Source organism: Streptomyces sp. NPDC057010 (assembly GCF_042673805.1).
GTDB lineage: Bacteria > Actinomycetota > Actinomycetes > Streptomycetales > Streptomycetaceae > Streptomyces.
Genome location: NZ_JBHUSC010000001.1, coordinates 271,986 through 285,501 on the forward strand (window position 1 = coordinate 271,986; position 13,516 = coordinate 285,501).

The following is a 13,516-nucleotide window of genomic DNA, read 5'->3' on the forward strand; positions in this document are numbered from 1 at the left end:
GCGGCACGACCGTGGCCCGCCTGCCAACTGCGCAGGCGACGTATCCACGGTTCGGAGTGCGCGCACTCACGGACTGTCCGCGTACTCATTGAGGTGCTCAGCAAGGTACGGATGAACGTGCTCAGCTTGGCGGCCATCAAAGCGCCGTCTTGTGAGGACAGAGGGAGCCTCGGGGTAGAAACTCCTGGCTCGTGAGCCGAAGAGCCCCGATGATCGACGCATGAAACGAGGCGCCTTCGACGACATCCCCTTGACCACGCTGTTTCCCGGCCTGTCGCCGGCTGGCGCGGAATTCCTGGGGGACGGGGCCCGTGCTGTTGAGGCGGCTCGTGTCAACGCAGCTGGGACGGAATGGGAATGGGCTCTGGAACACGCGGTCTTCCCTGGACCTCAGCCAGGGACGCCGATCATCCTCGGCCTGGACGTCATCGAGCATGTCGACGGGAGCGACCAGATGGAGTTCCTGCTCCAGGTCGTCTGGACAGACCTAGGCCAGCTCGCGGTCGACGCGGCGGTGAACGTTGCCTGTTGGTGCGATACCGATCACGCCACCCACGACGTTGATGCCTTCAGCCACGACATCGCTGATCTGGCCTTGCTGCCCCAGGCCTTCCATGCAGGCGCTGAACGCCTGATCGGATGGCTGGCCGACCCACGCAACGCTGACTACTGGCGTGCCAAGGCGGGGCTGCCCGCCCGCCGGCCCGGCTAGGAAGCCGACGGGATGTCGATGGGGAGACGTCTACGTCGGCTGATCAGGCCACGTTGGCATCGCGCTCGATGGCGGCGAGTCGGTTCTTGAGTCGGTAGCTGGGTCCGTTGATGGAGACGACGTCGCAGTGGTGCAGGAGGCGGTCGAGGATGGCAGTGGCGAGAACCTCGTCACCGAACACCTGGCCCCATTCGCTGAAGGTCTTGTTCGAGGTCAGGATGATCGAGCCCTTTTCGTAGCGCTTAGAGATCACCTGGAAGACCAGGTTGGCCTCGGCTCGTTCCAGCGGCTGGTAGCCGACTTCATCAACGACGAGGACTCCGGGGCGGAGGTAGGTGCGGAGCTTGCTGCTGAGTCGTCCGGCTGCTTCGGCGGTCCTGAGCTGGCGGACCATGTCGTCGAGGGTGGTGAAGTAGACGGAGAAGCCGGCCCGGCAGGCAGCGACCGAGAGAGCGACTGCGAGGTGCGTTTTGCCGACTCCGGGTGGTCCCAGCAGGGCCGCGTTGCCCTTGGCCTCGACGAAGGCGAGGGTGGCGAGGTCTTTGATCTTGCGGGGGTCGAGTTCGGGCTGGAAGGTGAAGTCGTATTCGTCGAGCGTCTTGTGGTGCGGCAGTTTGGAGAGCCGCAGGCCCTGTCGGAAGCGGCGGTCGTCACGGACGGCGAGTTCTTCGGCCAGGACGAGGTCGAGGAAGTCGAGGTAGCCCATCTTGGCTTCGTCCGCCCGACCGGCGTACTGCTTCAGGCTCTCGGCCAGGTGGGGCAGACCGAGCTTGGCGGCCGTGGTGCGGATGCGGGTGCTGACCAACTCACTCAACTGGGCTCCTCCGGTGTGGGGTGGGCGGTGAAGGGACGCGTTCCGGTCAGTTCGTCATAGACCGACAGGGGCCGGCGGCCGACCTCGACTCGGACGGCCGCGGCCCGGGTCAGGAGAGCTATCAGCGAGCGGGCCTCCTCGCCGGCGGCGCCCTGCTGGCGGCGTTGAGGAGGAACATCACCGGTGGTGGTCCGCCTGTTCTTTCCGTCGGGGAGTCCGTCCCGGTGCTTCTCGTCGACGATGCAGGCTCCGCGGCCGACGGCCCTGTGGTGCATCGCGAGGAGCGTGTCGCCGTTGGCGTCGGGAACGGTGGAATGAAGGATGATCTGGGACTTCGTGGCTCTGACTTCCACCAGCTGACGCGGGCGGACCTTGCGGGCCGGCACCGAGTAGAGGTTCGCGTCGAAGGCGACAAGACAGTCCTTGCCGACGTAGCAAAAGTGCCGCTGGGTGATCACGTAGGGCGTCGTCGGCAGCGGTCGCAGAGCCATGTGGTCGCGGACCGCGCGATGGCCGATGACCTCGCCGTGGGTGCCGTGCACCTTCGCCCGGCGCAGGGGCACCCAGGCGTTGAAGGCCGAGTCGAGTTCCTCGACGGAGGCGAAGGATCGTCCAGACAGGATGTGGTCGCGGACGATCAGGACCTGACGTTCGACCCGGCCTTTTCCGGTGGGCCGGTAGGCGGCCAGCACATCAATGTCGAAGTCGTAGTGTCCGGCGAACCCGACCGCCTCCGGGTGCAGGGGCACCGCCTCGCCTGGTGCGACGTGCCGGCGGACGACGGTCTTGGTGCGGTCGTAGACGATCGACATAGGCACCCCGCCGAAGTGGGCGAAGGCCTGCCGGTGGCAGTCGAAGAAGGTGGCCAGGTCCTGGCTGGTGGTGAAGCAGCAGAACGGATCACGTGAGTAGGACAACGTCATGTGGAACGAATAGACCTTCGGGATGCCCACGTGGGCGAGGATCTGGCCCTCGTCTCCCCAGTCGACCTGGGCCTGAGCCCCGGGCACGACTTCGAACCTGCGGTGCAGACCGGCCAACTCGCCAGGACTGATGCCCAGTTCCTGAGCGATGCGGGGGCGGGCCTCTTGCATGTAGAGCTTCACTCGCTGGTAGGTGCCGGTGAAGCCGTACTCGGCCACCAGCCGCTCGTGAACCACGGCACCTTTGATCAGGATCTCCGACCGCAGCATCGCATCGATCAGCGGCGCGACCTCATCCACCATCCATCGACGGGCGCGACCTCGGCGAGCCCCAGCGCGCTGGGGCGGTGCGGCCGGGGCCCCGGAGGACAGGTACTTGCGGACCGTCCGGCGGTTGAGCCCTGTCTCTCTTGCGATCTCCGACAGGTTCATAGCCCCGGAGTCAAACAGCCCACGAAAGCGTCGAAGCTCCATCCACCGCTGCGGATCCAACACCACGGTCAGCCGCCCTCCACCACCCCGAACAGGCCAGCGGCAGACTGCCCACGAACGATCCCCACTACGTCAGCAGCTGGGCACGTTCATCCGTACGGGACTGGGCACGTTCACGTGTACGCCGACACGGACACCTGACAACGGGCCCGCTTCCCACGGACGGACGACTGGTACATCCGCTGGGAGCGTCATGGCGGCACCAGCAGCGGGCTAAGCTTGCCGTTTAACCTTCGGCGTGCAGCGGAGCCGGTTCGGCCCCCGGCCGGGCCGCAGCGGCCCGCGCGTCATGTGGGTCGGTGTTGATCGGCACGTCCAGACGCCCGAGGTCGAGGCCGAGGTGATCCGCCTGCGGCGGGAACACCGCATCGGCCCGCTGCGGCTGGCCGTCCGGTGCCGGATCGCGGCCTCGACCGCCCACCGGATCCTCGTCCGCAACGGCCAGCCGCCCCTGGCCACCCTGGACCGGGCCACCGGGGAGCCTCTCCGCCGCTATGAACGCGCCCGGCCCGGCGAGCTCGTCCACATCGACGTCAAGAAGCTCGGCCGGATCCCCGACGGAGGCGGCCACAAAATCCTCGGCCGGGCCGCCGGCAGCCCGAACAAAGACCGCCGCAACGGCGCCGGCTACGCCTACCTCCACACCGCCCTCGACGACCACAGCCGGATCGCCTACACCGAAGACCTGCCCGACGAGACCGCCTCGACCTGCGCCGGGTTCCTGACCCGGGCCACCGCCCACTTCGCGTCCCTGGGCATCCGCGTTGAGCGGGTCCTGACCGACAACGCCTGGGCCTACAGCAGGAACACCTGGCGCAACACCTGCCGTGACCTGGGCATCAGCCCACGATGGACCCGGCCCTGGCGGCCGCAGACCAACGGCAAGGTCGAACGCTTCCACCGCACCCTGCTCGAGGAATGGGCCTACCACCGGCCCTACACCTCAGACCGGCAACGCATGGAAGCGTTCACCGACTGGCTGCACTGGTACAACTACCACCGACCCCACACCGGCATCGCAGGCCAAACGCCCGCCAGCCGCGGCACCAACCTGTCCGGACAACACACCTAGGTGGTGGCCGCCGACTCTGCGGAGAGGTCGATGGTGAACGCCACTCGGTCGAGTTCGGGGCCGTCGTAGTCCGGCTTCACGGCTGAGGCCGTGAAGCCGAGCCGGGTGTGAAACGCCCGCGACGCAGTGTTCTCCGGGCTGGTGATGCAGTGCACGTAACGGCGGCCGTGTGACCGGGCGAGCGCGAAGAAGGCCCGGTAAAGGACACGCCCGACACCCTGTCCATGCAGTGCCGGGTCGACGCCGACGAAGTGCACGTAGGCGGTTTCGGGCTCTGTCTGCGACAGGAAGCCGACCAGGAAGGCGGCAACCTCGCCATCGCCGCGTTCGACCAGAAAGCTGGTGGTGGTGAAGTGCTGGAAGTACAGCCGGGGAAGAAGCAGCGCGCGTTCCGTCGCTCCTGCCTCCCCCTTCAAGCCACCCCACCACGCGTCCAGTACGGCGAGCACGCGGAGGTGGTCTTCGTCGGCAAGGTGCCGGGCCCTCAGGCCAGCGGGGAGATCGTTGATCATCAGTGCAGTCTGTCATCCGCGCGAGGTGCATCGCGGACGAGGCCGCTACTGGGCGCGACAACTTGAGAGTGCGCACGATTAGTATGACAGTCGTTATAGGCGGATGTGCGCTGGCGGCTGTGTATAACGACTGCCATAGGAGGGTGTCGTGACGATCGTCACGGTGAACACCCCGACGGGGCGCCTGAGTCCGGAGCGGCGCCGCACGCTGGCCGAGGCGCTGACGGACGCGGTTCTCGTGCCGGAGGTGGGCAGTTCGCTCCGCCCGCGCGGGTCGGGTTCCAGGTGCACTTCGTGGAGCGGCAGCCGGACATGATGGCGATCGGCGGGCGACTCCTCGCGGACATCGGCCCGGAAGCCGACGTGATGGTGATGGACGGGGACTGGCGGCAGGAGGTCAGGGCCGCGGTCATCGAGCGCCTCCTGGCCGCAATGGCCGAGGCCTGCGGTCTGGCGGAGCCGTCGCCGACCTGGTGGGTCAACTTCCGCGTCATCGACGAGGGGAGCTGGGGCTCCGGCGGCGGGGTGCTGTCCGTCCTCTCGCTCCTCGACTCCGGGGTGTTCACTGAGGAGAAGGTGAAGGCGATCCGCGCCGCGCTCGGCGCCTGACCCCGCCCCGCTCCCGGGTGCGTACGCCCCCGGCGAGAGGTGAACACGCCCCTCACCGCAACCCCGCACGTTCCGGCGGCCGGGAAACTGGAACGGCAACGGGAGACGATCGCCTCAGCCGTGAGCTGCGGTGGGCCGTTACGCCAACCGCATCGCGCGTGGCCGTCTCGTCGTCGGCGACGTCACCCGCCGGCCGGCTTGCCGCCGGGGAGAGCGGGCGCACGCGCGGCGGTCCCGACGCGCTCCGCACCGGCGTCGGCCTGGTCCCGCGCAGCCTCGACGGGGGCCGCGGTTCCCGGGCGGTGGGGTCATTCCCAGAGGGGAGAGCTCCTGCGGGCCGTACTGGCGCGCACGATGAGCTCGGGCGCCACCACCAGGTGTGTCGACTCGTCGGTCCGGCCTTCGATGTGGTCCAGGAGCAGTCCGATGCTGTCGCGGCCGATCGAGGCGAAGTCCTGACGGATCGTCGTCAGCGGGGGCGGGAAGAACTCCGCCTCGGGGATGTCGTCGAAGCCGGCGACCGCCACGTCCTCCGGCGTGCGCAGGCCCGCTTCCCGCAAGGCTCGCAGCACCCCGAGGGCCATCTGGTCGTTGGCGACGAACACCGCGGTCAGGCCCGGTCCCCGCCCTCGCGACGCCCGGACCCGGCCCGCGAGCTGCTGGCCGGCCTGGTATCCCGACAGCGGACTCCAGTCGCCGCGCAGCAGGGGCGGCACCTCGGCGCCGGCCTCTCGCAGCGCGTCCTCCCACCCCTGGGTGCGGGCCTCGCTCTCCAGCCAGTCCGGAGGGCCTGCGACATGCCACACGGTGGCGTGGCCCGACGCGAGGAGATGCTCCGTGATCATGCGGGCGCCGAGGTTCTGGTCCAGCGAGACCCCCGGCAGGTCCAGGGTGTGGCCGCCTTCGACGGTGACCACCGGACACGGTGCTTCCACTGCTGCCAAGGCCCTGACCGCGTCGCGCTGGGGAGTGACGGCGACGATCCCCTCCACGCCCCACCCGGCGAGGTGCTGCATGGCTTCGGCGAGGGCTGTCCGAGTGGCGGTCCGGAGCGTGACGGCGGACGTCAGATAGCCGCGGTCCCGAGCCGCCTCCTGAACCCCCGCCACGGTGCTGGCGGGCCCGTGCAGAGTGGTGTTGACCGCGATGACGCCCAGCGTGTGGGTCCGGCGGGTGGCCAGCGCGCGGGCTGCCGAGTTGCGGCGGTAACCCAGCTGTTCGATGACCTGGGTCACGGTGGCCCGCGTCTTGGCGCTGACGTTCGGGTGATCGCTGAGTACCCGTGAAACGGTCTGATGAGACACGCCGGCGACGCGTGCGACGTCCGTCATCGTGGGCGCTCGCGAGACGTCCGGTAGCTGGGTCAACTCTCTGCCTTTCCTCATCGAGCGGCCTTTCGGACTGATCGGGAGATTGTCGACACGCGTGGGTGATGTTGGCGTTCACATTATGCCGCGATGGGCACGTGATGTGGGGCGGGATCTGCTCGGGCATCTTGAGATTTCTGCTTGTTAGCGTTCACAATTCACCTCGGGGTAGCCGGGGTGGCGCAACCACGATGCCTGGCGCGGCCCCCGATCAGTCCAGCCCACTCATGCGCGACTGCGGGGCCTGCCGTACGCGGGCTTCCGGGAAGCCGCCGCGCATGCCGGAAAGACGGTGAGAGCGTAGTGAGCCAGACCATCCTCAAGGACCTCCGTCGTGAGGTCCTCGCGGCCAACCTGCGCATCCCGGAAGCCGGTCTGGCCACCCTCACCTGGGGAAACGTCAGCGGAGTGGACCGGGACGCCGACGTCTTCGTCATCAAGCCGTCCGGGGTCTCCTACGCCGACCTCACCGAGGACGACCTCGTTGTGGTGGCTCTGGAGGACGGGCGTGTCGTCGACGGGCGCCTCAGGCCCTCCACCGACACCGAAACCCACCGGTGCCTCTACCGGGCGTTCCCCTCCATCGGCGGCGTCACCCACACCCACTCGGCGCACGCCGTGGCCTTCGCCCAGGCGCGCCGCCCGATCCCCGTGCTGGGCACGACACACGCCGACACCTTCAACGGCCCCGTCCCCGTGACGGCGGACCTCACCGCCGAACAGTGTGCGAAGGACTACGAGTACAACACCGGGCAGGTGATCGTCGCCCGGCTCGACGGCGACCCCCGCCGGGCCGAAGAGGTCCCCGGAGCGCTCGTCTCACGACACGGCCCCTTCACGTGGGGCGCCACCGCGCAGGCCGCGCTGGAGAACGCCATCGTCTGCGAGGCCGTGGCGGAGATGGCGCTGCACACGCTGGCGCTGGGCTCCCGCCTCGGGGACCCCTCCGACCCGCCGAGGCATCTGCTGGAGCGGCACTTCACCCGTAAGCACGGCCCGGACGCCTATTACGGCAACACCCCGCACGCCCCGGGCCCCTGACGCCGCGCACCGCCTCGTCCTCGCTGGTCCGGCCAGACCGTCCGGCGCGTTCCCGTTCCCGGCCGGAGCGTTCGACCGGCTGCCGGCAGGTCTCGTAGCCGAGGGCGAAGCCCCCCAGGCCGCGTGCGAGCACTCCTCGCCGTACGGCTCGGCTCTGCTTGGCCCGCCGGCTACCTCACAGGCGGGGCCGGGTGTGCCGCGTGCGGCGCCGCCGCTGGGGCTCCGCCCCAGACCCCGCGCCTCAAACGCCGGCGAGGCCGGGGGTGCACCCGGGCCGGGTCGCCGGCCTGTGGGGGCGGCCACGCGGCGGACAAGGGGCGGGTCACGTGCTGCGCTGGTCGTGGGTGTCCTGCCGGAGCTGGTTGGTGTGCCGGGTCATGACGTCGATGTCTTCGGCAAGTGCGGCGTCCTCGGGCCTCAGGTGGGGCCGGGTGTCGGTCAGGGGACGCACGAGACGGGCGGCGTCGTTGTCGCCGAGGGCTGCGTTCAGGCCCTCGACGGCACTCCGGGCGCTGGCGGGCAGGCCGGTGAGGGCGGTGACCTGGCCGGCGAGGCGGCGCAGGCCGGCCGCGTTGTCACGGGCCCAGGCGGTCACGGTGCGGTCGGCGGCGCGGGAGTCCCGGGTGGCCTGGACGCGTTCCTCTCCGGTGCTCCCGGCCTTGCCGGGGCGCAGCCGCAGGTAGCGGCGTTCGGCGGCTTGTCGGCTCGCGACCCCGAGCGGGGCGGCGAGGTCGGCCCAGCTGGCGCCCTGACCGCGTGCGGCCTCGATGAGGACGGTCTCCCAGCCGGCCAGCTGCTCGCGGACTTCGCGCAGCATCAGCAGGGTGGCCAGGGCCGGAGGCGCCCCCGTGACCGACGCCGACGCCGACGCCGAGGCCGCCGTGCCCGAGGAGGCTTGCCGCGCGTCCTCGAGGGCCTGGTTGATCGTCTCCAGTGCCGCGGCGGCGGCGAGGAAGGTGACGGGTGCGGTCGGGTCTGCGGCCTCGTTCATGGCGTCTCCGTGGTCTGTCATCCTTCAGATGACATCCTGCTTGTCATCGTTTCGATGACATGTTACAACAGGAGCAAGTTGAAGCGCATTGGCAGTTCCTGCCTGAACCAACTGGAGGTGTTTCGCGATGTTGATGCGCACTGACCCGTTCCGCGAGATGGACCGGATCATTCAGCAGCTGTCCGGCGCGTCGGGCACCTGGTCGAAGCCGTCCGTGATGCCGATGGACGCCTACCGCGACGGCGACGAGTACGTGATCGCCTTCGATCTGCCCGGCGTGAGCACCGAGGCGATCGACATCGACGTCGAGCGGAACATGCTGACGGTGAAGGCCGAGCGCCGGCCCACGGGCAAGTCCGACGGCGTGCAGATGGAGCTCTCCGAGCGGCCCCTCGGTGTCTTCTCCCGCCAGATCATGCTGGCGGACACCCTCGACACCGAACACATCGACGCCGACTACGACGCGGGTGTCCTGACCCTGCGGATCCCGATCGCCGAGCGCGCCAAGCCGCGGAAGATCGCCATCGGCGGCGACTCCGGCCGCAGGCAGATCTCCGGCTGACCCGGCCGGTACCGGCGGCGGAGGACGGGGAACCCGATCCCCCTCCGGCACCCGTCCTCCGCACCCCTGCCCCCCCTTTCACCCCTTCCCCGGAGGTGACGTGAGATGTCGATGCGCCGGGAAGCCTTCCTGGACCACGTCCAGGAACGCGGCGAGTACCGGACACGGGAGGAAGCCGAACGCGTGGCCCGTGTCGTCGTGGCCCTGCTGGGCGCACACCTGGTCGGCACTGTGCGCGCCCAGCTCGCTGCCCGCCTCCCCGAGACCTACGCCCTGATCCTCCTCAACCCGTTGCAGGCCGCCGAACCGCTCTCCCCGGAACGCTTCGTCCGCGCGACCGCGGCCTGGATCGAAGGCGCCACCGAGAAGACGGCCCTGTGGGACGTCGGCGCCGTCCTGTCCACGGTCGCCGCCGCAGCAGGAGACGCCCTCCTGAGCGAGGTCCTGCTCCAGCTCCCGCCCGGCTTCGACCTCCTCTTCGGCTACCCCCAGCCCACCTGACCGTCCGCCCGAAACGCCGGGCTCCTCACGAGAAAGCCGCAGCACGATGTACGACCAGCCTCGACCGGACCGGGCCCGCCCCGCCATGACGTTCGAGCAGATGCTGGAACGCGTGCGCTACGAAGGCGCCCACCCCACCCGCGAACGCGCCGAGGAAGCCGTCCGCACCGTCCTCGCCGCCCTCGGCCGCCAGCTCGTCGGAGACGAACGCGTCGACCTCGCCCACTGCCTGCCCGTCGAGGCCGCCCTCGCCCTGACGGCCCAGATCCCCGACACCGACCCCCTCACCGGCTGGGGCTTCATCAAGGACCTGGCCGACCGCACCGGCACCACGCCCGCCGTCGCCCGCTGGGACACCGGAGCAGTCCTTTCCGTCGTGGCACGCCTGGCAGGCCCCGACCTCCTCGCCCGGATCCTGCGCGGGCTCCCCGGCGGCTACGCCCTCCTCTTCGGCCAGGCAGAACTGCGCCGGCCCCAGAAGGTCGCCTGACCCGGCCCAGGGCCTTCGGCCCGTCCGGGGCCGGCTCGTACCCCCGGAGGGGACCGGCTCGTTGATGCGGCATGGAACTGCCGACCATCGCGGCGCCGGGTGTCCGGGAACGGGCCGACGCCGTGGCCGATGCCGCCTGCCACCTCTACGACACCGTCGTGCCCTGGGGGACCGGGGCGGCGCCCGGCGGGTGGAGCCGGACCGCCGCCGAGGACGCCGCCGAGGCGATCGAGACCACCGCGCACGCCCTCGCCTGCATCGAGCCCGGCGCCGAGCTCGTCCTCGCGCCCGTCCACGCGGCCCTCGCCGACCTGCGCCGCCGGCTCGGGCTCGCGCCCGCCGACCCGCTGACCGCCGACGGGCTCCCGGCGACCCCGCGCACGGTCGGCAACCCGCGCCGCACCCGCTGGGTCCGGGTGCTCACCCCGCCTTCGCCCCGGCAACCGCCTTCTCGTACAACTTCCTGATGTCCGTGCCGAAGTACGAGCTGTACGAGGTGTCGGCGGTGTCCCCGCCGGTCTTCCAGCCGCCGATGACCCCGACCACGTCACCGGTCCCGGTCCGCGCGTCGTAGCGGACCAGGAACGGCCCGCCGCTGGTCCCGCCCGGATAGCCGGTGCAGTCGACCCGCAGGAACGAGCCCGGGATCCGTGCGTCGGTGCTGGTGAACTTCGTCGTCCGGTTCACGCACAGGCGCGGGCGCGCGGCAGAGGCCGGATATCCGATCAGCGTCACGCCGGCGTGGACGTAACCGGCCCCGGTGGCCAGGCGGTTGCCGCCGACCACGTCCTCCACGGGGAAGCCGGCGGAACCTGGTCCCACCTGGGCGAAAGCCACGTCGAGGGTGGCTGCGCGGTCGACGCCCTGGGACCGGTAGCGCGGGTCGATCCAGATCTTGGAGCGGCCGGTCGCGTCCCGCAGGACCGGGAACATCCCGTACGGCTGCGGATTGGCGCGCGTGTACTGCGGTACGAAGGCGATCTGCCGGGTGTCGGAACCGGTCAGGCAGTGCGCCGCGCTCAGCACCAGGTTGTGGCCCGGGGAGGCGACCACGCTCGCGGTGCAGAAGTAGGCCCCGCCGCCCTTGACGACGAACATCCGGCCGACGACGGGGATCCCGTCGAAGTCCTGCCCGACGCCGGGGCCTGCGGCCGGCAGCCGCGCGGGGAGGGGGCGGGCGGCCGGGGTGGGCGTCGGGGTCGGGCTGGGGCTCGGTGTGGGCGTGGGCGTCGGGGCCGCGACCGTCGGTTCCGTGGACGGGGTTGCCGCGGGGGAGGGAGACAGCGAGATGGCGGGAGCGGGAGACTGCGCCGGGGTCGCGGCCGGCTCCGGCACCGGGTCCGGAGCGGGTACGGGGCTGGCCACTGGGTCCGGAACAGGTGCCGGGGCGGGGACCGGGTCCGGAGCGGGTACGGGGTTGGCCACTGGGTCCGGAACAGGTGCCGGGGCGGGGACCGGGTCCGGAACAGGAGTGGGTACGGGGACGGCGGCCGGGTCCGCGACGGGCGGCGGGGCGGGGACCCGAGCCGGGTCGGGCGCCGGGTCGGCGACCGGTGCCTCATCGGCGACCGGGGCCGGAACCGCAGAGGGCGCCGGGGTCGCGGCCGCGGCCGGGTCCGGATCGGACGGCCACGGGACGGCGGCCGCCATGCGTTCGGGGGTCCAGAAGGACTGCGCCTCGCGGGCGGTCCACTGCCCCGCCACCGCCGGGGCGGCGACGCTCCCCGCCTCGGCGACGGGCAGCGGCCCACCGGGCACGAGCAGGGCGGCCGCCGCCGCGGCCATGGTCAACGTACGTCGCACGGGAGCTCCTAGAGGGCCTGGGGGAAGCGGAAGAGCCGGTCGGGGTCGTAGGTGCGCCGGACCTCCGTCAGCCGGGCGAGGTTCGGGCCGTAGTAGGCCTCGCGCCAGCCGGTCAGCTTCGGGTCCGTGTAGTTCTGGTAGGCGCGGCCGCTCGCCCAGGGGCGCAGGTCCTGCCAGAGCCCGTCGAGCCAGCCCTGGTGCCGGGCCACTTCGGCGGCGGTCGCGGATTCGGGCCAGTAGGCGAGGTACTGGGCGAGGAAGGCGCTGCCGCGGTGCACGAAGGCGGTGTCGGCGGCCGCGACCCGGTTCACGGCGCCGCCGCAGACCCCGTCGAACTGGACCACCCCGAGGCCGCCCGGCGGCGCGGACCGCCCGTACCTCCCGACGGCGGCCAGCACGGCGCGGACCGCCGCGTCCGGCAGCCCGGCGCCCGCCCAGAAGTCGGAGCGGGCGGCGTACGAGTCCCGGCCGAGCAGGCCGTGCGGGCCCCGGCCGGGCAGCGTGCCCGGCAGCCGGCACTGCGCCGCAGTCCGCTCCGCGCAGCCCGACATGGCCCGTACGGTGTCCCCGTAGCCCCGTACGGTGATCCAGCTGTCCCGCACCGGCCGGCCGACCAGGTCCGTCAGCCGGGTCAACTGCCGTTCCAGCTCCGGGCGTCCGTCGAGGCACAGCACGCGGACCGCCGGGGGCTCGGTGGGGGCGCCGGCCTCGACCGTGAACTCGACCTGGCTCCAGAACGGGTCCGGCAGCGCCGCGAGCCAGCGCTGCCAGCCGGCCAGTGCCGCCGCCGAGTCGGCGGCGGGCCAGTGCAGTTCGGCGAAGGCGCAGTCACCCGCCGGGTGGGTGCGGAAGCGGAATTCGGTGACCACCCCGAAGTTGCCGCCCCCGCCGCCGCGCAGGGCCCAGTACAGCTCCGGTTCGCTGTCGGCGGCGACCTCGCGGACGGCCCCGTCGGGCGTGACCACCCGGGCGCCGGTGAGCCGGTCGGCTGTGGTTCCGTACGCCCGCGAGGCCAGTCCGAGGCCGCCGCCCAGGGTGAGTCCGGCGATGCCGACGGAGGGGCACAGGCCGGTCGGGACGGCGAGCCCCCGCTCGGCGAGGGCGGCGTTCACGTCCCCGAGCCGGGCTCCGGCCCCGATGCGGACGCCGTCGCCCCCGACCGTGACGGCGGCCATGGCTCCGGCGTCGACGACCAGTCCGGCGGCGCGGGTGGACCAGCCGGCGTAGCTGTGCCCGCCGCCGCGCGGGACCACGGGTACGGCGGAGCGGCGGGCGAAGTCCAGGCAGACGGCCACGTCGCCGGCGTGCGCGGGGTAGGCCACCGCGGCCGGCGCCACGGAGTCGTAGCGGGGCTGGAACAGCTGCCGGGCCTCGGGGTAGTCCCCGTCGCCCGGGAGCACCAGCCGCCCGTCGACGGCGCGGGCGAGCGCGCCGTAGTCCGGGTCCCGGGCCGCCGTCGCCCCGAGGCGGGGGACGAGGGCCGCGGCCGCGGTGGCCAGGACCTGGCGGCGGAGGAGGCTCATACCCCTTTCCTGCCACCGCCGGGGCGGATCCCCGGGAAGGCGGGCCCACACGCACCGGCTTGCCCCCCGAACGGCGCACAGCCGGAACGATTCGACTGCTCATA

15 protein-coding genes are annotated in these 13,516 nt (G+C 71.5%); 8 read left to right on the plus strand and 7 right to left on the minus strand.

All coding sequences use genetic code 11. The features are described from left to right. Positions 1-220 precede the first annotated feature (220 nt). Positions 221-712 carry a hypothetical protein gene (locus ACFTXQ_RS01250; protein ID WP_382634572.1) on the plus strand — a complete coding sequence of 164 codons (492 nt, stop codon included), beginning with the start codon at positions 221-223 and terminating at the stop codon, positions 710-712. 43 nt (positions 713-755) lie between these two features. Here ACFTXQ_RS01250 and istB read toward each other — a convergent pair whose 3' ends face one another. Next, on the minus strand, positions 756-1,526 hold the full coding sequence (gene istB / locus ACFTXQ_RS01255; RefSeq protein ID WP_382634575.1) for an IS21-like element helper ATPase IstB: 771 nt from the start codon (positions 1,524-1,526) through the stop codon (positions 756-758). After that, the gene (gene istA, locus ACFTXQ_RS01260) at positions 1,523-2,947 is read right to left on the minus strand and encodes an IS21 family transposase (RefSeq protein ID WP_382634578.1); all 1,425 of its coding nucleotides are present in this window, start codon (positions 2,945-2,947) and stop codon (positions 1,523-1,525) included. Before istA ends, istB begins: the two co-directional genes overlap by 4 nt. A 283-nt stretch (positions 2,948-3,230) precedes the next feature. On the opposite strand from istA, the gene ACFTXQ_RS01265 reads away from it, so the two are divergent. Then, entirely contained in the window at positions 3,231-4,013 is a 783-nt protein-coding gene (locus ACFTXQ_RS01265) for an IS481 family transposase (protein WP_382635096.1), read from the plus strand. Here the strand turns inward: ACFTXQ_RS01265 and ACFTXQ_RS01270 are convergent. Next, positions 4,010-4,525, minus strand: a complete 516-nt coding sequence (locus tag ACFTXQ_RS01270) for a GNAT family N-acetyltransferase (protein ID WP_382634580.1) — start codon at positions 4,523-4,525, stop codon at positions 4,010-4,012. The two genes, ACFTXQ_RS01265 and ACFTXQ_RS01270, sit on opposite strands and share 4 nt — an antisense overlap. Positions 4,526-4,819: 294 nt before the next feature. Between ACFTXQ_RS01270 and ACFTXQ_RS01275 the strand changes: the two genes are divergently transcribed. Beyond that, on the plus strand, positions 4,820-5,134 hold the full coding sequence (locus ACFTXQ_RS01275; RefSeq protein ID WP_382634583.1) for a hypothetical protein: 315 nt from the start codon (positions 4,820-4,822) through the stop codon (positions 5,132-5,134). Between the two features lie 308 nt (positions 5,135-5,442). On the opposite strand, the gene ACFTXQ_RS01280 is transcribed toward ACFTXQ_RS01275, so the two are convergent. Continuing rightward, positions 5,443-6,465 carry a LacI family DNA-binding transcriptional regulator gene (locus tag ACFTXQ_RS01280; RefSeq protein WP_382634585.1) on the minus strand — a complete coding sequence of 341 codons (1,023 nt, stop codon included), beginning with the start codon at positions 6,463-6,465 and terminating at the stop codon, positions 5,443-5,445. A 339-nt stretch (positions 6,466-6,804) separates the two neighbouring features. On the opposite strand from ACFTXQ_RS01280, the gene araD reads away from it, so the two are divergent. Then, complete coding sequence (gene araD / locus ACFTXQ_RS01285; RefSeq protein ID WP_382634587.1) at positions 6,805-7,542, plus strand: L-ribulose-5-phosphate 4-epimerase AraD; 738 nt, start codon at positions 6,805-6,807, stop codon at positions 7,540-7,542. Between the two features lie 322 nt (positions 7,543-7,864). Here the strand turns inward: araD and ACFTXQ_RS01290 are convergent, their stop codons facing one another. Then, positions 7,865-8,533, minus strand: a complete 669-nt coding sequence (locus tag ACFTXQ_RS01290; protein ID WP_382634590.1) for an HSP18 transcriptional regulator — start codon at positions 8,531-8,533, stop codon at positions 7,865-7,867. Between the two features lie 127 nt (positions 8,534-8,660). Here ACFTXQ_RS01290 and ACFTXQ_RS01295 point away from each other — a divergent pair, with 127 nt between their 5' ends. From ACFTXQ_RS01295 to ACFTXQ_RS01310, 4 genes are all read left to right on the plus strand, one after another. Continuing rightward, complete coding sequence (locus ACFTXQ_RS01295; protein WP_382634593.1) at positions 8,661-9,095, plus strand: Hsp20/alpha crystallin family protein; 435 nt, start codon at positions 8,661-8,663, stop codon at positions 9,093-9,095. Between the two features lie 105 nt (positions 9,096-9,200). Then, the gene (locus tag ACFTXQ_RS01300; protein ID WP_382634595.1) at positions 9,201-9,596 is read left to right on the plus strand and encodes a DUF2267 domain-containing protein; all 396 of its coding nucleotides are present in this window, start codon (positions 9,201-9,203) and stop codon (positions 9,594-9,596) included. A 46-nt stretch (positions 9,597-9,642) separates the two neighbouring features. Further along, entirely contained in the window at positions 9,643-10,086 is a 444-nt protein-coding gene (locus ACFTXQ_RS01305) for a DUF2267 domain-containing protein (protein WP_382634598.1), read from the plus strand. A gap of 71 nt (positions 10,087-10,157) precedes the next feature. Next, on the plus strand, positions 10,158-10,553 hold the full coding sequence (locus tag ACFTXQ_RS01310) for a hypothetical protein (protein ID WP_382634600.1): 396 nt from the start codon (positions 10,158-10,160) through the stop codon (positions 10,551-10,553). Here the strand turns inward: ACFTXQ_RS01310 and ACFTXQ_RS01315 are convergent. Both ACFTXQ_RS01315 and ACFTXQ_RS01320 read right to left on the minus strand, forming a co-directional pair. Next, entirely contained in the window at positions 10,507-11,889 is a 1,383-nt protein-coding gene (locus ACFTXQ_RS01315; RefSeq protein WP_382634602.1) for a hypothetical protein, read from the minus strand. The genes ACFTXQ_RS01310 and ACFTXQ_RS01315 overlap by 47 nt on opposite strands. 8 nt (positions 11,890-11,897) lie before the next feature. Continuing rightward, the gene (locus ACFTXQ_RS01320) at positions 11,898-13,412 is read right to left on the minus strand and encodes an FAD-binding oxidoreductase (RefSeq protein WP_382634604.1); all 1,515 of its coding nucleotides are present in this window, start codon (positions 13,410-13,412) and stop codon (positions 11,898-11,900) included. Between the last annotated feature and the right edge of the window lie 104 nt (positions 13,413-13,516).